Here is a 22958-nt window from a genome sequence, read left to right on the forward strand (position 1 = left end):
CATCCTTGTGACTGGATGTGGGGGCCTGGCGGGGTGGGGCGGGCACCGGATCGCGTGCATGGCGCTCAATCGCGTGCACCTATTTCCTAGAACGTGCCATTGAACTTGAGAAAGTACTGGGTGGGTCAGGGCTTATGGGCACTTCAAGCCTCTCATTCGAGCGATTGCGGGCGGCTCTGAGCCCTCGTTAAGTGCAAAGCGATGTGTTGAAATTGATCGCACTTGCCTGCCTTGAGTGAACAAAAAGTTCCACTTTCTATCTGTGGAGAACCGGCAAATTTGTTGCACCCCCCTCCGGTTGCTCCTATTCTACCTATATTGCCACCCCCATTGGTCACATGCTCGCCTCCTATTTTAGGGGGCGTTTGGGAGGTCGGTGAATTCTTCGGTTGGATCGGCAGCATGATTTCTACTCACCGCGATACACCACGCGTTCAGCATTATTTCGCGTCGCAGCGACGCAGCAGAAGCGAATCTCAGGGTGGATCCAGTTAAGCACTGCCGCTAACGCACCGCCCATCTTCTCCGCCGCACTAGTTGTCCGCCGCACTAGCCCCACACCAAGTTTTACATCCAGGATACGTGACATGAGCATCCGCAAACTTTTCAACCGAACTGCCGCCGCGAAAAAGAACCGCCGCAAGAGTGAAATGGAGTCCAAGCGGAAGTCGCTTCGCAACCGGTTACTTAATCACGAGACACTGGAAGATCGCCGGTTGTTGGCAGCCCACCTGCAACCAACCGCAGGCACATCGAGTGTAAATGTCGTGAACGGAGATCAGTACTTCGACAGTGGTAACATTGGAGGAGACTACTCAAACAACGAGAACAGCATCCTCACGCTCGACAGCGGCCCCGGCTCGCGACTGGAAGTCGACTTCACGTCATTTCAAACAGAGGGATTCAGTTTTGATTTCCTGCGAGTCTATGACGGCAGCGATACCACAAGTCAAGTGATTGGCACTTTTCAAGGGGCGCCTGATTTTGGCAACGCGGATCCCCCAGGCACCATCACGGCCACGAGCAATGAATTGACGTTCCAGTTCATTTCCGATTTCTCTGTTGTTCGTCAGGGCTGGGAGGCTGACGTCAAGGTCTTTGCGAAGGATCTTGTTATTGACGGTACTGCTGGCGACGATGACATTGCGATCAGCCTTAACTTGGCGGGGCAATTGGAGGTCACGATCGGCGGTGCACCGGCCAACATTGCCCCTTATGGAATGTCACCCTTTGATACCTCGTTTCTAAATTCCGTGACCGTTATTGGTGGCGCTGGTGACGATTCGTTGACCGTTGACCTCAGCAATGGACCGATCCCGGGATTGTCGTTCGATGGTGGAACGCAAGCAACTTCGGAGGGTGACTCCTTAGAAATTCTTGGCTCGTTTAACGACCAGATCTTAAATTACACCACGACCACGCCAGGCGAGGGCAATAACGGCAACCTTGATCTTGACGGCACCGTGATCACCTACACCGGTTTGGAACCGATCAACGCCGGAGATTCTGCCAACACGACCTTGAATCTACCGTTGAACTTTTCCAACAACGCGACGCTGCAGAACAGTGCTGCGGCGGGCTTCATTGAAATCGTGGACAACGGGGCGACGTTTGAAGATACGATCATTCCGAATCCAAGCAATTCTTTAACGGTCAATCTTGGTAACGCGGGCGATCTGCTGAACGTCACGAGCCTGGATCCTGACTATGCCGCTTCGTTGATCATCAACGGCGGTGCGGACAACAGCGACCGAGTTGACCTGACGAACGTAAACCTGATCAACACGCCCGGTCGCGGTCTGTGGGTCACCGAAACGGAAACGTTGAATGTCACCGGAGGGACGATATCCGGTAACACTGCTCCCATCGGCGGCGGAATTCTGATCGACAATAGCACCAGCGGAACGGTTACCACCGCGGTAATCGACGGCGCGACGATTTCAGGAAACACTGCGACCGGTGATGCCGCAAACCAAGGCGGTGGTGGCATTTTCAACAACGGTGCTGGTCTGATCGTTGGCGACTTTGTCGCTTCCACGGTTTCGAATAATGTTGCCAATGGCATCCTCGGCAGCGGCGGCGGGATCTTCAATGGCCCCGGCGGACTACTCATTGTTTCCTCGGGATCGATCATTACCGGCAACTCCGCCAATCGCGCGGGTGGTGGTATCGAAGATGCATCCAATACCGTGTTACTTGGAGTTGCATTGTTAGGGAACTTCACACTCGAAAACAACGTTGCTGCGGGAGTTGGAGGCGCACCGGGTAACGGTGGTGGTTTGCACGTCACTGGTATGTCCCCCACATTGATCAGCTCAGGCAGCATCAGTGGAAACAGCGCGGCTCAAGAAGGTGGTGGCCTGTGGAACGATACGGGCACAATGACGATCGATGGCACGGTCATCGACAGCAACACTTCGTTTGGCGGAGTCGCGGCGGATGATGGCGGCGGCGGTATTTTTAACAACGGCGGCGATCTCATTGTCCAAAACGGCGCGATGATCACGAACAACGTCGCTGACGATGGCGTTGGTGGCTTAAGCAGTGGCGGCGGTATCTTGAGCATCGGTGGGGGGACGGTCACGGTTTCGGATTCGAACATCTCTGGTAATGACGCACTTCGCGCCGGTGGCGGTATCGAGATCGGTGCGGGTGCCGGTTTGACTTCACTGACCAATGTGATGCTCAACGGAAACAACGCCTTCGGTGGCGGCGCGGGATCGCCGGGCAATGGAGGCGGTTTACACATCACCGGCGCGGGCAACGTCGATATCAGCGGTGGCACGGTTAACGGCAATACCGCCGCCCTCGAAGGTGGCGGATTGTGGAACGGCACTGGAATCATGACGATCGATAGCACTTTGATCGACGGTAATACGGCCAGCGGTGGCGTGGCGGCCGATGATGGCGGTGGTGGTGTCTTCAACAACGGCGGAACGCTGCTCGTTCAGAATAACACCCGAGTCATCAACAACATCGCCGACGACGGCCTCGGCGGAATGTCCAGCGGAGGCGGTATCTTAAGCTTGGGTGGTTCGTTGACCGTTTCCGACTCCTTGATCTTCGCTAACACAGCGCTACGGGCTGGCGGTGGGATCGAGGTGGGCGGCGCGGCAACATTGACGACGCTGACCAATGTCAATCTTGATTTTAACACTGCAGCGGGCGGCGGCGTCGGTGCACCGGGCAACGGTGGTGGCTTGCATGTTACTGGCGCACTGGACGTCGACGTCTTTGGAGGTACTGTCTTCGGAAACACCGCGACTTTGGAAGGTGGCGGACTTTGGAACGGTTCCGGCACGATGACGATCGACAACGTGATCGTTTCGGGAAATACTGCATTCGGTGGCGCGTCCGCCGACGATGGCGGTGGCGGCGTGTTCAACAATGGTGGGGCACTGGTGATTCAGAATTTTTCTCAAATCACGGGCAACGTCGCTGACGATGGATTGGGCGGGTTGTCCAGTGGCGGCGGCGTTTTAAGCTTGGGTGGTTCGCTCACCATTTCCGACGCTTTTGTCTCCGGCAACACAGCGGTGCGGGCTGGTGGTGGGATCGAGGTGGCCGGCGCGGCAGTTTTAACCACGCTGACCAATCTCAATCTTTTCTCTAACACCGCGGCAGGCGGAGGGCCCGGCGCACCAGGTAACGGCGGTGGACTGCACGTCTCCGGTGCACTCGATGTGGATATCAATGGTAGCTTCGTGTCTGGCAACTCCGCAGCACTTGAAGGCGGTGGCTTGTGGAACGATACCGGCACGATGACCATCAGTGGCGTTACCCAGATCAGTGACAATACGGCTAGCGGCGACGCAGCGGCCGATGATGGCGGTGGCGGAATCTTTAACAACGGTGGTGTTTTGGACATCGGTGCCGGAACCCTGATCACCAACAATGTTGCAGACGGACCGACCAACGGCAGTGGTGGCGGTATCTTAAATCTAGGTGGTACAGTCACCATCACCGAATCGCTGGTTGCTGGCAATACAGCACAGAGAGCTGGCGGTGGTATCGAAGACAACGCGGGTGCGTTGACGACAATTGTCGACACGACGATCACTGGCAACACGGCGTTGGGTGCGCCCGGACGTGGTGGCGGTATTCACATCACCGGTGCAGGAAACATCGAAATCGATGACAGCACCATCGACAACAACACGGCTCAAGAGGGCGGTGGTCTTTGGAACTCGGGCGTCGGCTCGTTCACGCTGGCCAACAGCACGATCTCTGGCAATACGGCGACGACCAGCGACGGTGGCGGTATCTTCAATACGACCGGCGGTGTCGTGGATCTCGATAGCGTGACGATCACCTTGAACACGGGCGCGGGCACAGGTGACGGAATCGCCGCTGGAGCCAGCGGCGTGATTCTCGAGAACACGATCGTCGCCCAGAATCCTGGCGGCGGAACCGAAGAAAACCTCAGTGGCGTGAGCACGAGCCAAGACTGGAACTTGATCGGCGATCCTGCCGGTCCAACGGTTGTCGGGATGACTGTCAACACGATCTTCGGTGGGGACGCGATGCTCCTGCCTTTGACAAACAATGGCGGGATGACTGAAACGCACCTTCCCGCAGCAGGTAGCCCGGCGATCGGTAACGGGATGACCGTGCTGACCGTCGATCAACGAGACATTTTGCGGCCGCAAGGGGCTCAAGACGACATCGGTGCCGTTGAGGTGGACCTGAATGGGTTTGTCATTTCGGCGGACGACTTGGCTCCCGGGCAAGCTGGTGACGGCAACGCTGATGGCTTCTTCATCACGAACGACGCTGCTGGCCCCGGCGGTGACGTGCAAGTCTTCCTCAATGGCGTCTTGGTATTCAGTCAACCGAAAGCAACCACCGGCTTGATCGTGATTCGCGGCTCAGCGGATGATGATACGGTGACGGTCGACAACAGTAACGGCTTGGTCGGATCACGCGTTGTGTTTGATGGCGATGGTGCCTACGGCAATCCAACCTTCCCAGTCGCAGGCGGCTTCGACACCCTGGTGATCCAGGGATCGATGACCACAAGCACAATCTATAACCCTGGCGAAACGGTCGACGCCGGAGCGGTGTTCCAAACTGCCAACGCGGTCACTCAGGCTGTCGAGTTCTTTGGACTTGAACCTGTGCAAATTGTGGGTGGTGGTCCAGGAAGCACGTTGACGGTGGCAGCGGCTCCACTCGGTGTGGGCTTCCCGCAAGCGTTGAACGACGACAATCAAATCAACTACACCGAAGGGCCTAACAGTAACGATCCAGTTGACCCGGTCTTTGCCGGTGCAATCACTGGATTGGTGACCGTGGATGGATTTGAGTCGTTGGAGTTCTCCAATTTCGAAACGCTGACGATCAACGCCGGAGCGGGTGATGACAAGATCAGCCTCAACAACCCGCTAGCACCCACGGATTTGACCACGATCAATGTCGACGGCGGGGACCCTACGGCCAGTGACACGGTGGTGGTCAACGGAACAACCGGCACGGATACGATCGTCATTGATTCGCTAACGACTGACGGTGCGACCGTTACCGGTGCCCAGCCGGTATCCGTCGTTTTGTCAGCATCGGAGCACCTGATCGTTGACGGTCAAGGTGGCGGAGACTCGTTGACCTATACGACTCCGGCGCCTGGTGCCGGGTTGGAATTGACCCCTGGTGCGACCGTCGATGCCGCTTCCATTTCGGCGTTTCAGTTTGGCGCTACGGCGTTGATTGATGTTGAGTACGAGAATCTTGGCGCCGGCGGTGATATCGCTTTCGTGAATGCTGGCGGTGGGCGAGTCGATGGATTGGATATCGTTGGTACATCCAACAACGATCGATTCAATGTCAGTTCGACTGGCGAGATTACGATGACCAAGATGGAGTTCAGCGCTCCGTTAACGTTGCCTATCACAGCCGACAGTGCCACATTGGTCCGTCTGTTGGGTCTAGCCGGTGCTGACGAGGCCAATATTCCCGGCGACCACCCGTTCGACTCAGGCATCTCATTCCAAGGTGGGTCGCCGGACAGTGGAAGCGATGTGCTGAACTATTTTGGTAGCGGCGCGGACGTGGTGAGAGTCAATACGGTGCCTGAGACCATCGTCGAAAATGGACTTTTTCGTGTGATCTACTCGGGAGCTGAGACTATCAATGTCGTTGCGAACAACGATCTTGAAGTTGTGGGAACTGGTAACGACGACACGTTCAACGTGACCCCAACTAGCGCTGGCAACGATGGATCGTTTGACCACAGTCGTTCGAGTGGAATTGCGTTCAATTACGAAAACGCGGACTCGGTGACCTTTGTCGGGATCGGTGGCAACGACACATTGAATGTGTTTGGCGATGATTCCGCCAATGTCGTGTCCAGTACCGCGACGACGGTGACCGTGGACGGCAGCGAAGTCACGTTCCATTCGACGATCGAAGACTTGAATATTCTGACGCTCGGCGGTGACGACGTCGTTACGCTATCCGGACTGACCATGAGTGCGATGGTCGATGCAGGAGCTGGCAACGATACCGTTGATGCATCCGGGGTTTCCGATGACGACGTCCAGTTGTTGCTGATCGGTGGCGACGGTAATGACAACTTGATCGGGGGTGACTCGCCTACTGGAGCCGCTCTTGGTGACACACTGATTGGTGGTCCGGGCAATGACCGTCTCGAAGGCGGCCGTGGACAGGACTTCTTCTTTGGTGGCGACGGCAGCGACCAACTCGTTTGGGTCGCCGGTGACGGTAGCGACTTGATGGAAGGTGGCGATGGCGAAGACGAAATGTTGTTCGACGCTGGCGCTGGTAACAACCGAATGGAGTTGTTTGGTGGTGGACGCTTTGGGGCAATCACTAACCCAGCAACCAACGTCTTCGGACCGGGAACGCTTCAAAATGCCTCTCGGGCAATCTTTGCGTTGAACTCAAATGCACAAGATGGCGCGGCCGTGTTCTTGAACATGGGCGAAGTGGAACACATCAACGTCGATGCGGGTGACGGTGCCGATCAAATCATCGTCAACAACCAGGTCGAATCGGTATCGTCGCTTGGAGACAATCTCCAGCTCGGCACTGACTTAGCGGCGACCAGTGTTACTGGGATCGAAGTGAACCTTGGTGTTGCGGATGGTGTAGCGGACAACGTTGAGGTCCATGGTCGGCAAGTTGCTGACAATGTCACGATTAGCGACCTGGGCGGCGACATTGACGTAGCCGGATTTGCTTACAGCATCCGTGTCAGCGACGCGGAAGTTAACGGCGACCGTTTGATTGGGCACGGCCAAGGCGGCGACGATGTGATCAAAGCCGAAGACGGTGTCGAACTGACAATCGGTATCACGCTCAATGGCGGTGAAGGCGACGATTTCCTGTCCGCCGATGCTGTTCTCAATGGCGGTGCAGGCAACGATATTCTGATCGGCGGTGCCCGCGATGACACCATCAACGGGGGCGACGGGGATGACATCTTAGACGGGCAAGGTGGCAACAACGCCTTGGATGGTGGCAACGGGACTGACACGATTTTGGTCAACGGTAGTGTTGCGGGCGAAACGATATCGACCGTTCACGCCGCGGGCACTTTCACCATCACAGGTGGCCCCTCGGCCGGAGTCAACACGATCGCTGACTTGGAACAGGTCCGTATCGAGGCCGGCGACGGCAGCGACGCCATTAATGTGACAACGTTAGCTGGCGGCGGTCTGGATTACGAAGTTCTAGGCGGCAACCCGATCGGCGCGGTCGGTGATACGCTGAACGTCATCTCGACCAACGGACTGACCTTTATGGCTGGTCCTGAAAATGACGCTGGGGCCTTCGTCGACAATGCGACCGGTAACATCATCAGCTTTGATGAAATCGAAGCTGTGACTGCGACAATCGTGCCACCCGTGGGTGCTGCCGGTGCCGTGGTCGTGATGGGGACAGGCGATGACGACGAAATCACGGTGGTCGGACTTGCTCCCAATTCGGTCTCCGTTCAAATCAATAACGGCCCGGCCATCGTCTATGTAGGCGTGACGACCTTGGATATCCAAGGCAAGGCTGGCGATGATGATATCACCATTGATGTGAACGATCCTGCTTTGGCTGTCACTATCAATGTCGACGGTGGATTGCCGACAACTGACCAGGATCGCTTGCGAGTCACTGGTGTCGACGGTCAGGACGACACGCCAAACTGGACGCCCAGCACCGGCGTGCTGCAACTGTTGGGGCAATCGCCCATCAATGTGGCTGCTGTTGAGCGATTGATCTACGACGGTGAAAACGATGACGAATCGCTAACCATCACTGGTGGAGCCAACACGGACGATAGCTTCGAACACCAAGCTGGATCTGTTGCTGATGCCGGCGTGATACGAATGGGTTCGTCGCTGGCAATTCAATATGAAGACCTGGGGATCGGCGGCAGTGTCACTGCGGACGGCTTGGGCGGTAACGACACAATGGTCGTCAACGGCACGGGGTCTGACGATGTCTTCAACGTCGCGGCGACGACCGGTGCGGTGTCGCTTGTCACTCCATCCGGCTCGTTCATCTCGCTGAACCCAGCCGGCATCGAGAATCTGACACTCGATGGCCTCGATGGCAACGATGATTTCATCGTTAATGGATCCCAGCCTTTCGGGAATTTGAATGTCTTCGGCGGCGGGCCCGGCGGCAGTGATGTGCTGACCGTGTTCGGTACTTTCGGTACGGACGAAGAATTTTCCGTCACCCCCGCATTTGATCGTGGCGATGGTCAAGTTGATGTCGTGGGCGGCGGTGCGTTGGCAATTGCATATGTCGGTGTTGAACACATCGCCGTGCGAGCCGATGGTGGCGATACCGACAATCTGACCGTGAGCGACGATGCGGCTGATAACATTTGGACGGTGGACGCCGGGCCTATCTTCGGGGATCGCATCCAGATTGATGATCGCGAGTCCATCGACTTTGATGGGATGACCGATGTTACGTTAGCAAACGGTTTCGGTACTGATACGTTTGATATTCATCCCGCGAACTTGGTCGGAGTCAACAATGAACTGATTGTTAACTCTTCAGGTGACAACGACGATGTTCTGCATGTCTTCGGTACAGAAGCAGACGACACGTTTACGTCCGACGCCGACACGATCACGTTAGCTGGCGTCAACGTGACCGCGGGCGACAACGGTTTCGCCGAAGTGCGAGTTTCATCGCTTGGCGGTGCCGATAGCATCACGCTTTCGCTTGACCTGGACCCTGTACGGAAGGTGATTGACGCGGGTGCCGAAGACGACAATGTCGACGTTTCCGGTATGCAAGACGCGACGATATTCGGCGGATTGGGTGACGACATCATCGTCGGCAGCCCGATCGCTGATTTGATCTTTGGGGGCGCGGGTAACGACACGATTGATGCTGGTGGCGGTAACGATACCGTCTATGGTGAAGCTGGTAATGACACCATCACCGGCGGCACTGGCGATGATAACCTGTTCGGCGGCGCCGGCAGCGACACGTTCATCTGGAACAATGGCGACAACACCGACATCGTCGAAGGCGACGAGGGAGTTGACGTCCAGATCGTTAACGGTGCTGCGGCAGGTGATGACTTTGCCCTGTCGGCGGCGCAGTCGGGACGTGTGCTGTTTGAACGGACCAACTTGGTTCCTTTCTCGATCAGCACCGGCGATGTCGAGCAATTCGACATCAACGGTCTTGCGGGAGACGACACTTTCGCGGTCAACGACTTGACTCAGACTGATATCGAAGTCGTCAATTTGGATCTAGGTGCTACCGCGGATATGGACGCCGTGACCATCGAAGGCCGCACCACGGCCGATGCGTTGCAGGTAACCGATAACGGCGGTGTGCTTGAGATTCAAGGGCTGCTTTACGACATCAATATCTTGCAATCATCGCTAGCCGACAACGATACCCTGACGATCAATGGGAATGAAGGCGATGATTCGATCGATGTCGAAGACGGCGTTCAGGATTTGATTGTCAGCACGATCAGTGGCGGCGTTGGGAACGACGAGCTGTCCGGCTGGTTCAACACCGCTAGCGGTGGCGTTGGTAACGACCTGATCGTCGGTGCAGGCAACGCTCAAAACCTCAACGGCGATGCGGGCGAGGACACTCTGGTCGGTGGTGCTGGACTCGATACGATCGATGGCGGTGACGGTTACGACCAGATCCTAATTTCGGGAACGTCGGGGGATGACGCCCTGCTGGTTAACCAGTCCGCTGCGGGGACGCTGGACTTCAGTGTCAATGGAACTGCGGATACCGACACGATCATCTTGATTGCCGGCATTCCGACTGTTGAATCGGTTCGAGTCGAAGCCGGCGAAGGTGCCGACACGATTTCCGCTTCCTGGGCCGATGCGTTGGGCATCGATGACACGAACAACAATCTGCGGATCGAAATTGATGGTGGGCCTGACTCTACAGCGGATCGATTGGGCATCATCGACGCAGGAACTGGCGACCTGATGCTGCAGTTCAAGGGCGTGTCGAATTCGTATGGTGAAATTCAAATTTCCCCAACGGATGAGTTCCCGCTTGAACTGTCCTACGAAAACGTTGAAGTGGTCCAGCCTATCGCTGGTGTCGGTGGACGCGTGGAAGTGTTCAAGCACGATCCGTTCGAGTTCAACGATGCTCGCACCATCGCGACCCATCTGGGTGCTGCTCAAACGATCAATGTGGATCCAACGATCAATCCTGGTATCGATCCGATCTTCGGGTTCCCTTCGGATGTCGACTTCTTCCGTGTCGAAGCGGAAGTCACCGGGACACTGGACATTCAAGCGTTCTTCGAGCAGATCGAGACGGTGGAAAGCGGTCGTGCTGGATTGCCAGGAAACGGGAACCTGGGAATTCAGGTCTTTGATGCCAGTGGCGATCCAATCGCTGGATTGGGGGCGTTCGGCGATGCAGATGACGACGATGACGCTCGCGTCCGAATCCCAGTGATCCAGGGACAGGTGTATTTCGTCCAAGTCTACGGTGCGAACGCCGATGGCTCTGCGAACAATGACGCGATCAACGCCTACGACCTGACGATCATCAACGCCGCACCACCGACTCCGTTCGACTTGGAACTCGACGATGCCGTCATCGATGGTGTTGGCGACGAAGGAAGCGATACCGGTCGAAACAACACCGATAACGTGACGGCGGACAACACGCCGACGATCTACTTCCGACTGGATGACTCAATCTTCCTGAACGACGTCGTGAACCCAGTTGATGACGACGCGATTCCGATTCCGTTCCAAGCGGCGGGCGATGCGGCTGGTTACGCCATCGCCGTATTCGATGAAGGCCAAACGCCAGGAACAGGTGCAGGAACCGTTGATCCACAAACTCGATTGGGCTACGCGACTCAGGTTCCGGGAGTCCCTGGGCTTTATCAGTTCACCACGCCGATGATTTCCGATGGCAGCCATTTCTTGACCGCTCGGGTTGAAATGATTGATCCTTCACAACCGCTGGCACGCTCTTACGGTCCACGCAGCGAGTCACTGGAAATTATCGTTGACACGGTCGCGCCGCCGGCGTCATTCGGTTTGCCCGGAGTCGCTGGTGATGGATTGGTTGCCGACAGTGATAGCGGAGTCATTCCGAATCCGCACACGTTCGATGACCTGCTTACCACCGATACCACACCCACGTTCTGGGGTCAGGCGGAAGCGAATACCATTGTTCGTTTATTCGTCGATCTGAACGATGACGGATTGCTGGACGCGGGTGACGCCTTTGTCGGGCAGACCACAGCCACGCCTTTGGACGGGAACCTACAAGAACCTGATGGTTTCTGGACCATTGAATCGGTGATCAACTTCAACGACGACGACTTGTTCCCGGTTCCTGATGGATTGCGAACGGTCTTTGTCACCACTGAAGACGTGGCGGGCAACGTTAACAATGCTGGGGGTGCAGCCGACTCCATTCGTATCCTGATCGATACCGTCGGACCTCAGGTCGATGCCGTCTACACGCCGGCTGACCCAGGCCACAACTTGTTCGGTCTAAAGAACGACGACGGCACGATTGAACCGACTCCGCGTATCGATCGTCTGTCGATTGATTTTGTTGACTTGCCAAATCGCATTGCTCCGGAATTCTTGTTCGTAGCTCTGAAGCAAGATGTTGCAGAAAACCCAGGTCGATATCTGTTGGTAGGCGATCACAGCGGAGTGATTGCGATTGAAAACATAGTTGTTACACAAGACCCAGTAGTCGATGGACTACCAGCGACCGCGACCGTGACTTTGGAATTCAGCGAGGCACTTCCTGACGACCGTTTCACGCTGACCGTGTTCGATGAAATCACCGACTTGGCTGGCAATTCACTTGACGGTGAAAGCAACGCGTCGCAGCCAACCGGAGTTAACTTCGCCCGTAGTGGCGATGGTATCCGCGGCGGCGATTTTGTGGCCCGGTTCACGGTCGACAGCCGCCCTGAGATCGGTTCATGGAGCGATGGGCTGGTTTATGTTGATGTCAACGGAAACCAAGTCTGGGATCCGGAAGGCCAAGACAACGATGCGACCAACCGTGACTTCACCTACCAGTACGGACGTATCAGCGACGGGTTGTTCGCTGGTAACTTCAGTGCCGGACAAGGTGACCCAGGATCCGGCTTCGACAAGCTAGGTGCTTATGGTGGAATCGTCGCCGATGGCACCTACACCTTCTTCATCGACACAGACGATGACGGTGTCGGTGATCTGGAAATTGCGATGCCGATGGGCACCAGCATTAATGGTGCTCCGGTCGCGGGCAACTTCTTCAACAGTCCTGCTGACATGATCGCGGCGGCTGCCGGAAATCGTCCGGGCGACGAAGTCGGTATCTTTGATGGAACCGCATGGTACCTGGATCTCAACGACGATAACGCCATCGATGCAAGTGAAGTGATTCCGACGACCTACAACGGCATCCCGTTGGTCGGTGACTTCAATGGCGACGGACTGGACGATTTGGCCGTTTACGAAAACGACACCAATACCGTCATCTTCGATCTCAATACCGGCGGAGCGGGCGCGGCCCAGTGGGATGGGATTGAAGACGACCGTCTTGTCCTGGGTGACAACCAAGATCCGAACGCCATTCGCTTCACCGGCTTGAACGGTTACACCGACAAGCCAGTCGCGGGTGACTTTAACTTGGACGGCGTCGACGACATTGGAATCTGGGTGAAGCATCGCAGTGGCGTGCAGCCTCTTGATACCGGCGAATACTTCTTCTGGGTTTCGGACTTCCACAACGCCGCCGTAGCCGATCCTGATTCGCCGACACCAGCGATCGCTAGCAACCTGCCTAGCGATTACTTCACCGCGTTCAGTCCATCACCACTGGGCAACGATTTGTCGATGCAGTGGGGTGATGAGTTCTCGTTGCCTATCTTTGGGAACTTTGATCCACCAGTAGGATCATCTGAACCAGAAACGTCACTGACCAACCCGGACAACGCTTACGACGTCAATAATGACGGCAGCGTGACCGCTTTCGACGCATTGTTGGTGATCAATGCGATCAACGCCGGGGTCATCGAAGTGGGGCCACTGTCACAGGCCAGCGGTGAATCGTCAGCTTCGACCAAGTTCATCGACGTCAACGGTGACTTAACCATCACCGCGTTTGACGCTCTCCAGGTGATCAACGAGATCAATCGATTGGCCTCGTCCAGCGAGCCACTCAGCTCGGCGTCGGATTCGTCGACGTCGGCCCCGCAGTGGTCCACCGCTGTCGACAGCGTGTTTGCGGGCGATGACGAGGACGATGACCTGGAAGACACGCTTGGGCTGATGTTCTAGTTCCAAACGTTTGCTTGCACGATAGCTTGATTTTAGCCCCACCTTTTCGCGGTTCGCTGCGGGAAGGTGGGGACATTGATATGCCACTAGGTAAGCGAGAACGGCGAAGTTTCCTGTTTCGGACACTTCTCGTTTTTCAACGCCGATGCCATCTACGAACTCACCTGGACTTTCAAGACACCAGATGGTTAGATTGAGCCCTAGACGGTCAAAGCGATTGTATTTCGCCGACCTTCTCTGGCTTTCCCCGTTTCTCTGAAAGGATTCATTGCGTGTTTGTTGCTGCTTCGACTTTATGTTGGCCCGATCTGGAACTTCAGGCTGCGATCGAGCTGCTCCAGGACCTCGAATTTAGCGCGGTTGAAATCGCCATCCAGAAATCGGTTGGCCCCGTCAATCCTTGTGAAATTCTGGCTGACGAAGACCGGGCGGTTCAAATCCTGCGTTCGTCCCACCGGATGGACATCAGCGGATACCGGCTCGAACTTGCCACCACCGGTAAGGAACACTACGAACAATTTCACGCGATGTGCCGGATCGCCAAAGCGACCAAAGTGGTCAATATCTCGGTACCTTCGGCTGAAAAAGGCACTCCTTTCAACGAGGAAGTCGAGCACCTGCAAAAGCTCGTCTCGATCGCGGAGGGCGAAGGCGTCCGGACCAGTGTCCGTTGTGCACTCGGTTGCCTGAGCGAAGATCCTGATACTTTGTTGGTCTTGTGCAATAACGTTGATGGACTGGGCGTTGCGTTGGACCCTAGCGTTTCGATGGTCGCGGCAGGCGAAAATCCAGCGATCGCGAAAGCCATGGGCGTTGGCAAAGGTTTCGACCAGTTGTTGAAGTTTGTCACCAACGTGCAGTTGCGAGACACCAGCAAGGACAAGTTCCAAGTCAGCGTGGGGCAGGGCGAAGTCGACTACGGCAAGCTGGTAACGCAGTTGGAACGCGAAAAATACAAACGAGCCCTGACGGTCGATATGGTCCCGATGGACGATTACGACCACCGCGTTGAGCTTCGTAAGCTGCGTCGATTGCTCGAGTCGCTGATCTAGTGGTCACGCGAGACGGTTCTGTCGAGCCCGCGGTGATGACGGTGGATCAAGTGGTCGCCCGGCTGACCGATCGGCTCGCCAGTTCACCGGCTGCAAATACAAGACTCGCCCGTTCTCAACCCACCAGTTCACATTTTGGTATCGCACGGCCTTTCAATTCAACGCCGTCGCCACTGAAGTGGAACATGACTCCCGAGCTCGCCTACGGGCGTCATCGCGGCCCGGCCCGATTGAGGTCGCGGCAAGCGGCGGTTGCGGTCACTCTCATGCACGACGAGCAAAACGGCTGGACCATCCCGCTGACTCGTCGCCCGACGTCGCTTCGGCATCACGGCGGTCAGATCTGTTTTCCTGGTGGGCGGATCGAACTCGGCGAATCGCCTGAGCAGGCTGCCCTGCGTGAATTCGATGAAGAACTGGGGGTCGCTGCGGATGTGGTCGCCTGCTGCGGCGAGCTTCCTCGGCAATACGTCTACGCCAGCGACAACGAGGTCACGCCGATTGTGTGGGTGACCCGCCGGCCTGACCAGCCATGGCGTCCCGATCCGGTAGAGGTCGATCAGGTGATTGAGCTTCCGCTTTCAGCGATCGTGGGTCGTCGTATCGTGAACCAGGTCGTCCAGAAACGTGTCATTCGGGCAATCAAGCCGCAGGCCACTATTCGCCGACACGTTCACGTACCGGCCGCTGACGCCGCCCAGGGGCAAGCGTCCTTTCAACGGACCGATACGCTTAACACGTGCGAATTGCGGTTCCGAACGCCTGCGTTCGCATTCCAGGATATTCAAATTTGGGGAGCGACGGCGGTGATTCTGGACCAGTTGGCCCAGGCTTTGCACGGAAAGCCGCTATCATGACGACTGAGTGTCAAGATGTCGCTGATGGGTCCTATGGTATTTGAACCTAACGACGGTAAATTAGGTCGCTTGAACATCTCCATGATTCAGAAACATCCAATCCACTAACCAACTTAACCAGGAAACCAAAATGGCATCCGAAGCAGTCAAAGAATTCACAGACGACAATTTCGACGCGGAAGTGCTCAAGAGCGACGCTGCCGTTCTCGTTGATTTCTGGGCACCTTGGTGCGGTCCTTGCCGTCAAATCGCTCCGATGATCGACGAGCTGGCCGCTGAAAATCCAAACGTCTCGATCGGGAAAGTCAACATCGACGACAACCCATCGATCGCTCAAAAGTTCGGCATCAACAGCATCCCAACGTTGCTGTTGTTCAAGAACGGCGAAGTCAGCGAAAGCTTCATCGGTGTCCGCCCGAAGGCAGCACTGCAAGAAGCCCTGTCGGCCGTCTAGTTTGCTAATCCCACGCATCGTTCGGTGTGGTGGATTCAGTGAGTGGTCGTCGTAATCGCCCAGGCTTGGCGTGGGACGTTGGTCCCTTCGTTGAGCCAGGCGTTTATCTGGACAAAAGACGTTGTTCTGTCAGCGTCTTCTTTGAAAAGTTTCGCTTGATAGCTCAAGCCTCGCCGCCGGATGGCCGATTAGTCCGGTATCGCCGAAGTTGACTCTTCTCAGGCATGACCGGGACGTCTCAAAAGGGAAACCGATGAGACGCCGTGGCAACGGATTTGAAAAAAATCTGCTGAAACGGAATTACCTGGTCTTCCTAAGCCGGACAATTTGTGCGAAATTCCCAACCGCTCGGACGCGACTTCCATCGTTGCCGAGTCAAGAAAGGCGACGTGGCCAAGTGGCTAAGGCGAAGGATTGCAAATCCTTTATTCGTGGGTTCGAATCCCACCGTCGCCTCTTTTGTTGGTGGTGAGAGCACAGCAATCACCTCCACCAAAACGCCCGCCCTTGTAGCTCAGTTGGTAGAGCAACGGACTCTTAATCCGTGGGTCCTAGGTTCGAGCCCTAGCGGGGGCATTTTAACGCCAGTGGCGTTGCACACTTAACCTCGGTTCATACCGAGGTTTTTTTGTGCGTGGACAGAGAGACGCATCAAGCTTGGCGGTCAGCTGGTGTGGGCTTCTGAGGCATTCGGCTCTGCGGGAGGCTCGTTCCGATGCTTGTATTTGAGCGGCTCGCCAGGCCTTCTAGTCGGAAGGAGCCTCCCTGCACCCGGTATTGGGTCCCGCTGGAGGACGACGCTCAGCGGTCGAATCGGTGGAAATGGCTGGCTGGATCCACTTGAAGCACTCAGGTAGGCGGTCGGTGCCGTAGCAACGTCGAGTCGCTACTGAGGCCTATCGCGATCGGGCAATTGCAACATCTCAGCCTGAGTGTTTACGTGACGCATTAATCAACCGCTTCAATCAAACGATCCGCCGGTCCGATCTGATCCGCTAGCTGATCACCAACAACGCTGAGCCTATCGGCCAAACCGAATCACTTGTCACTTGTTCCGTCTTCCTCCGCTCTGTCGGGTTTGCTGTTCGTTGTCGCGCTAATCATCTCATCTAAGAATGGTGAGTAAAGAGTTGGTCGTGGTTTCTCCGATTCTTGTTGGTTTGGGTTATCAGATTGGCGTTCCAGTCTCGCCGCCGATCCACGCAGGTGTATCCTGGTGGCCAGTAACGCGATTAACCAGTAACGCGATTAAGTCGATCAATTCGTCCAGCGGGCTCTCTGCGCCGCCAGCGGTCTGGTTCGATTCTTGCTGCGTTTCAACGTTCTCATGCATTGCCAGCTGCCTCCTTAGCGACGACCGCAATGACGCCGGTAGTTGACGCGTCCAAATTGACCGATCAGCTTCGCTCGCTGACGGCGCAGTTCGCGTCGGCTTGGCTTTGTAAACGCATTTTTTGCCCAGTATGTCTTCCATTGAGCAGGTATCTGGTTTCGCCCTCGACTCGAGGGCAGGTTCTGGTTGCGATTATCAGAACCACGGTGTTGATTTGGCAAAGTTTCCTCCCGCTTTGCGTGTCTTGCCTATCCAGCAAGATGAAGTGAAACACCCGTCAAAAAGAAGCTCATAGCAGCCGCGAAGGCAGACTCCGGTGCACGGCAATGCCAAGCAAAGAATATCACTCCTTGGTCGCCTTGCGTGCCGGTTTACCGGAAGAAGACCACATGCGACGGGCAGGGACTAATCGTCTCCACCTATATGTAGCGCGGTTTAAGCAAAGATTTAGTCATCGAAGTGCTTTGGAGCGGTCTACAAAGTAGTATCGCTAGTGCGGTCAACGTGGAAGTGGTTGGAGCAGCCTTGTTTTGGCGATCTTCGTCGCGTAATGCCGCCGACAAGATTGCCTGATTTAGCAAGTTGAACTTCAGCGGCTGATTGTCGCCTTCCCCGCGAGAGGGTATCCTGATGCCGCTTGATGAGACTAACGCCCGCAACAAGAAGATGCACCAGAACGTGACATGAAACTTCTTCCCAATGTTGGAAACCAACGCGTATTCGATTCATTGCAAAATGCCCTGTCGAAGAACGGGTCGCTTGACATTGCGACGCCAACTTTTTCGCTGTTTGCTTATGCTGAGATGCGGGATTGGCTTAGCAAGTTAGATGGATGTCGTATTGTGCTGCCCGATAATGCTGATCTTCATTTGCTCGGCGGTGAGAGCGATCGGTCTCGACGGAATTCGCTTGATGTCTCGTCAATCGCTTCCGCGTGCCATAGCTGGATCAGTGGGAATGCCGACGTGCGGACGGCGCCAGCATCTCTGTCGCAATGCTTACTAAGCGTCTTAACCTCTAATCGAAGTGGTATCGCTCTCACGGGCGATTGTCCCTTCTCGACCAGCGGTTTGGGTATCACCTCGGGCAATCAGTTCAGCTTAATTCAGGCGTCAGAGAACGACGATGAGGCCAAGATGCTTGCCAATTGGTTCGAGGGGATCTGGAGCGGCAGCAAGGCCGGCGAAGAAGGAAAGCAGCGGTTCATGGAATCGCTCGAACAACTGTTTAGGCCCAACGCCCCGTCGCTAGCTTATTACCTCACCCTCTTTCATGTTTTCCGCGATCTTGGTCAAGAGCTAGACGAAGAAAAGATCGTTCGCAGCGCCACGGGTATCCGACAGACATCAGTCTGGAAGAAACTTTACAAGTTTCAACGTGATGGAGCCGTTGGAGCGATCGACAAGCTGGAGCGATTCGGAGGTTGTATTTTGGCCGATAGCGTCGGCTTAGGAAAGACTTTTGAAGCGCTCGCGGTCATCAAGTACTTTGAACTTCGCAATGATCGAGTGCTAGTTCTCGTGCCAAAACGCCTTCGTGACAACTGGACGCTCTACAAAGCGAACGACAAGCGAAACATTCTTTCGTCCGATCGTTTCAACTACGACGTTCTCAACCACACCGATCTATCCCGTGATCGTGGACTTTCAGGCGATATCGATCTAGCCCACATCAACTGGGGCAACTACGACCTAGTTGTCATCGACGAATCGCATAATTTTCGCAACAAAAAAACACCACGTGCCGGGGGCGAAACACGGTACGACCGTCTCATGCGGCGGATTATTCGAGAGGGAGTCAAGACGCGAGTTTTGATGTTGTCGGCAACCCCGGTGAATAATCGCATGACCGATTTGCGGAATCAAATAGCCTTTGCGACTGAGGGCGAAGACGATGCACTCGCTGAGCACGGTATTGAGAGTATCCAATCAACAACTCGCAATGCTCAAAAACAATTCAACCGCTGGTTGCAATTAGAAGATGACGAACGCAAGCCTGCCGCGTTAATGGAAATGTTGGGCTTCGACTACTTTTCGCTGCTTGACCTGCTCACAATCGCGAGGTCGCGAAAGCATATCGAAAAGTACTATGGCACCAGCGAGACCGGGCGTTTTCCAGACCGACTAAAGCCAATCAATATCAAGTCGGACGTCGATGTCAGCGGTCAGCTCAGCAGTATCGGTGAGATCAACAACGAAATTCGCCGATTGAACTTGGCTGCCTATGCGCCGTTGCGATACGTGCTCTCCAGCAAGCAAGATGCCTACGACCAAAAGTACAGCACGCAAATCCGCGGCGGCGAAAGTTTCTTCCGCCAAGTTGACCGCGAGGAAAGCCTCGTTCATTTGTTACGTGTCAACGTCCTTAAGCGAATGGAAAGTTCTGTCGCGTCGTTCTCACTCACGCTTGGTCGCCAACTGGCCGACGTTGAGCGGACGCTCGCTAGGATTGAAAGTCACGTGGCTGAGCAAGACGACGACTCGTTTGAAGAACTGGACATCACGGACGTCGACCTCGACGGTCCGGCTGTAGAAAGTTTGATGGTCGGACGCAAAATCAAAGTATTGCTGCAAGACGTCGATCTCATTCGCTGGAAACAAGACTTAGTCGAAGACCGAAACCGTCTGGCGACGATGCACTCCATCTCGCGGGAAATCGATGCGTCTCGCGACGCAAAACTGCAGGACTTGAAGCAAGTCATCACCACAAAGGTGCAGCAGCCTATTAATGGTGATAATTGCAAAATTCTGATCTTCACCGCGTTCGCCGACACCGCCAACTACCTCTACGACAGCCTCTCCGGTTGGGCCAAAGAGACACTTGGAATCGAAAGTGCCCTCGTTACCGGTTCTGGACGCAACCAAACCAGTATTTCGGGAATGCATCGTGACCTTGCAAGTGTACTGACCGCGTTCGCGCCCCTGGCAAAGGAGCGTCCCGAAGAATTGGCAGGCGAAGGTGAGATCGAACTACTCTTTGCCACCGATTGCATTAGCGAAGGCCAAAACTTGCAAGACTGCGACTTCCTGATCAATTACGACATCCACTGGAACCCCGTCCGCATCATCCAACGCTTCGGGCGAATTGACAGAATTGGTTCACCCAATCAATGCATTCAGTTGGTCAATTTCTGGCCCAACATGGAACTCGAGGAATACATCAACCTTGAACAGCGTGTCAGCGGCCGGATGGTGTTGTTGGACATCTCAGCGACCGGCGAAGAGAACCTGATCGAGCAGCAATCCGGCAACCAGATGAACGACCTGGAGTATCGCCGCAAACAACTGCTGAAGTTGCAGGACGCCGTTATCGACATGGAAGACCTTTCGAGCGGTCTGTCGATCGCCGACCTGACGCTCAGCGACTTTCGCATCGACCTTGCTGAGTTCGCTCGGGATCACCGCGAACTACTTGAGCAACTTCCGTGGGGAACGTTCGCAGTCACCTATAACACGGAAGAGGCAGCCTCCATTCCACCAGGCACGATTTTCTGTTTGCGAGCCGTTGGCGAATCGGCCACAAAAGCCATCGAGCCTGGTTATCCACTCGCGCCGCATTACTTGGTCCATGTGGATGAAGATGGATCGACCGTGCTGCCATTCACTCAGGCCCGGCAAGTTCTCGATTCGATGCGGCGGCTGACCATCGGTCGCGACCTTCCAGATTCGAGTGCCATCAGACGGTTTGACGCTCTCACACGGCGTGGCACCGACATGTCCAGCGTTCAAGCCCAGTTGTCCTCCGCTGTCGCATCCATCGTTGGCAAAAGTGCTCAACGAGCGGTTGAGAGCTTGTTCACCCCCGGTGGCACACACGCCGGCAAAGGGGACTTCGCGGGCATCGAAGACTTCGAGGTGGTTGCTTTCCTGGTCGTTGTAGCCGAAGTAACCGGCGATAGTGAATCAGATCCGCCCAATTTTAGGCACAATGCGGCTAAGGAGGTTCAGTCAAGATGAACCTGCCGCTCGAATACAGTCTCACCATCCAGAAGTACGATGAATCGTGGATTCCAATCACTGTCGAGCCGTTCGACCAATCACACTTGCCTTGGTTATCGGGCGTCTGGAGACGTTTGGCTGATGGCCTATCCAAGTCACACGAGATAACGGGAGCGTCCCCACCCCAATGGACCAATTGGAAACCCTGGTCGTGGGTCAAGGATACGAAACCAGGATACGAACAACGTGAGACCCTGGTGGCCTTTGCAGAAGGTCAGATGGTAGGTTTTATGAACGTTTGGCCTGATTTTACGTCTGGCATCGACTCAACTCGCAATACTTTGTACATCGAACACATCGCAGCCTGTCCGTGGAATTTGACGTCCCAGTTGTGGCAGCGAAAATATAGGCACATTGGTCCAGCATTGCTGGCATACGCCCAATGGCATAGTCGCTGTTGTGGCAATGATGGAAACTTAGCCCTTCACGCGGCAGATGCCGCATCACTCGAGTTTTATCGAAAGCTTGATCTCAGACTTCCTGCACAGCTGTTTACGAGCGAGCGAACAGGTATTCTAGGGGCAACGCCCCATGCACACCACAACGATCGAAAACTAACCTACTTGGAAGTCATCGCCGACCGCGGACTCGAATTACTGGAGGAGTATCGAAATGACCAGATCTGATCCTTCCGGTTTCGCCCCGCGTTGGTATCGAGACGCCGACGAGCAGACGCGATCCTCGCTCGCTGAAACTAGCTTTCTTGGCATTCCGTCGCCTCAGTCGCCTCAGATTATCACGCGTCTGTTACCGAACGATGGTGGACATGCTCTGGTTGCTTCCGCCGTCGCCAAAGTGATTGAGCTGACGCAACGGCTGGCAAACTATGCCGCCCAAGACATCGTCTTTGGGACCAACCCAAACTTTGCGGACATGCGTTCCATTCCAGCTGAGGTTCAAGCCTTCAGTCGGCTTGAGATAGAGCCGTTCGAGGAAGGGAGTTTCGTTATTCCTGCTCAGTTGGAATCTGGGGATTTCGAAACCGAGTCGGGCCAATCGATTGCAACGGACAGGATCAGCGATCGGTTCTCGGAAATCATTCAAAACATTGGCACTGGTCAGTCTGCCAATGAAATCAGCATTGGTGCGTTGCAAACTGTTCGACAACTCAATGCCACGATCAACAACGCCGCCAGCGTCATTGAGTACCGAACAATTGACCGGTTCCAGAAGTCCACCGAGCCATTGCGGGTTGACTCAGACTTCATGGGGAGGGTTCGCGATATCATCGACCGTCGGCAGCCTTCCGCCGAGCGACTTGATGCCCTAACAGGAACCGTCACCGCCCTCGACATCGTCAGTGGCAAACTACAGTTGTCGGTGCCGGGACGCCAGCAGCGTATCAAAGGCAGCTTCCACAAGATGCTGCAACCGACGATGCTCGAGTCGCTTGGACGAGTGGTCCAACTCTATGGTTCAATCAGTTACAAGCACGACCAGCCGGCCGATATTAGCATTCAAGAAGCCGAGTTGATTGACGAGGACCAATAAC

At 55.4% G+C, this 22958-nt stretch carries 9 protein-coding genes and 2 tRNA genes; 9 read left to right on the top strand and 2 right to left on the bottom strand.

Going from position 1 to position 22958, the window contains the following annotated elements; genetic code table 11:
• Positions 1 to 409: 409 nt before the first annotated feature.
• A complete protein-coding gene (locus ACR3ZL_RS12895) occupies positions 410 to 589 on the bottom strand; it encodes a hypothetical protein (RefSeq protein WP_473652742.1) in 180 nt (59 codons plus the stop codon).
• On the opposite strand from ACR3ZL_RS12895, the gene ACR3ZL_RS12900 reads away from it, so the two are divergent.
• From ACR3ZL_RS12900 to ACR3ZL_RS12925, 6 genes are all read left to right on the top strand, one after another.
• The gene (locus tag ACR3ZL_RS12900; protein ID WP_486173521.1) at positions 588 to 13772 is read left to right on the top strand and encodes a choice-of-anchor Q domain-containing protein; all 13185 of its coding nucleotides are present in this window, start codon (positions 588 to 590) and stop codon (positions 13770 to 13772) included. The two genes, ACR3ZL_RS12895 and ACR3ZL_RS12900, sit on opposite strands and share 2 nt — an antisense overlap.
• Positions 13773 to 14044: 272 nt before the next feature.
• Positions 14045 to 14824 (top strand): sugar phosphate isomerase/epimerase family protein, encoded by a 780-nt coding sequence (locus ACR3ZL_RS12905; protein WP_473652738.1) that lies wholly within the window; start codon positions 14045 to 14047, stop codon positions 14822 to 14824.
• Between the two features lie 35 nt (positions 14825 to 14859).
• Complete coding sequence (locus ACR3ZL_RS12910; protein WP_473652737.1) at positions 14860 to 15681, top strand: NUDIX hydrolase; 822 nt, start codon at positions 14860 to 14862, stop codon at positions 15679 to 15681.
• Between the two features lie 94 nt (positions 15682 to 15775).
• Entirely contained in the window at positions 15776 to 16135 is a 360-nt protein-coding gene (trxA, locus tag ACR3ZL_RS12915; RefSeq protein WP_473653562.1) for a thioredoxin, read from the top strand.
• Positions 16136 to 16518: 383 nt separating this feature from the next.
• Positions 16519 to 16591, top strand: a tRNA-Cys gene (locus ACR3ZL_RS12920).
• Positions 16592 to 16638: 47 nt separating this feature from the next.
• Positions 16639 to 16711 (top strand) — tRNA-Lys (locus ACR3ZL_RS12925).
• A 592-nt stretch (positions 16712 to 17303) separates the two neighbouring features.
• Here the strand turns inward: ACR3ZL_RS12925 and ACR3ZL_RS12930 are convergent.
• A complete protein-coding gene (locus ACR3ZL_RS12930; protein ID WP_473652736.1) occupies positions 17304 to 17468 on the bottom strand; it encodes a hypothetical protein in 165 nt (54 codons plus the stop codon).
• Positions 17469 to 18151: 683 nt separating this feature from the next.
• On the opposite strand from ACR3ZL_RS12930, the gene ACR3ZL_RS12935 reads away from it, so the two are divergent.
• Genes ACR3ZL_RS12935 through ACR3ZL_RS12945 form a run of 3 tightly spaced genes read left to right on the top strand, consistent with a single transcriptional unit; the run spans position 18152 to position 22957 of the window.
• Complete coding sequence (locus ACR3ZL_RS12935; protein WP_473652735.1) at positions 18152 to 21424, top strand: helicase-related protein; 3273 nt, start codon at positions 18152 to 18154, stop codon at positions 21422 to 21424.
• Positions 21421 to 22092 carry a hypothetical protein gene (locus ACR3ZL_RS12940; RefSeq protein ID WP_473652734.1) on the top strand — a complete coding sequence of 224 codons (672 nt, stop codon included), beginning with the start codon at positions 21421 to 21423 and terminating at the stop codon, positions 22090 to 22092. Before ACR3ZL_RS12935 ends, ACR3ZL_RS12940 begins: the two co-directional genes overlap by 4 nt.
• Entirely contained in the window at positions 22079 to 22957 is an 879-nt protein-coding gene (locus ACR3ZL_RS12945) for a hypothetical protein (RefSeq protein WP_473652733.1), read from the top strand. The genes ACR3ZL_RS12940 and ACR3ZL_RS12945 overlap by 14 nt, the downstream gene beginning before the upstream one ends.
• Position 22958: the final 1 nt, after the last annotated feature.

The organism is Rhodopirellula sp. J20-39 (assembly GCF_057365095.1).

Coding starts and splice junctions, on each gene's coding strand:
- ACR3ZL_RS12900 (WP_486173521.1), top strand. CDS start 588: ATGAGCATCCGCAAACTTTTCAACCGAACTGCCGCCGCGAAAAAGAAC.
- ACR3ZL_RS12910 (WP_473652737.1), top strand. CDS start 14,860: ATGACGGTGGATCAAGTGGTCGCCCGGCTGACCGATCGGCTCGCCAGT.
- ACR3ZL_RS12895 (WP_473652742.1), bottom strand. CDS start 589: ATGTCACGTATCCTGGATGTAAAACTTGGTGTGGGGCTAGTGCGGCGG.
- ACR3ZL_RS12935 (WP_473652735.1), top strand. CDS start 18,152: ATGAAACTTCTTCCCAATGTTGGAAACCAACGCGTATTCGATTCATTG.
- ACR3ZL_RS12940 (WP_473652734.1), top strand. CDS start 21,421: ATGAACCTGCCGCTCGAATACAGTCTCACCATCCAGAAGTACGATGAA.
- ACR3ZL_RS12930 (WP_473652736.1), bottom strand. CDS start 17,468: ATGCATGAGAACGTTGAAACGCAGCAAGAATCGAACCAGACCGCTGGC.
- ACR3ZL_RS12945 (WP_473652733.1), top strand. CDS start 22,079: ATGACCAGATCTGATCCTTCCGGTTTCGCCCCGCGTTGGTATCGAGAC.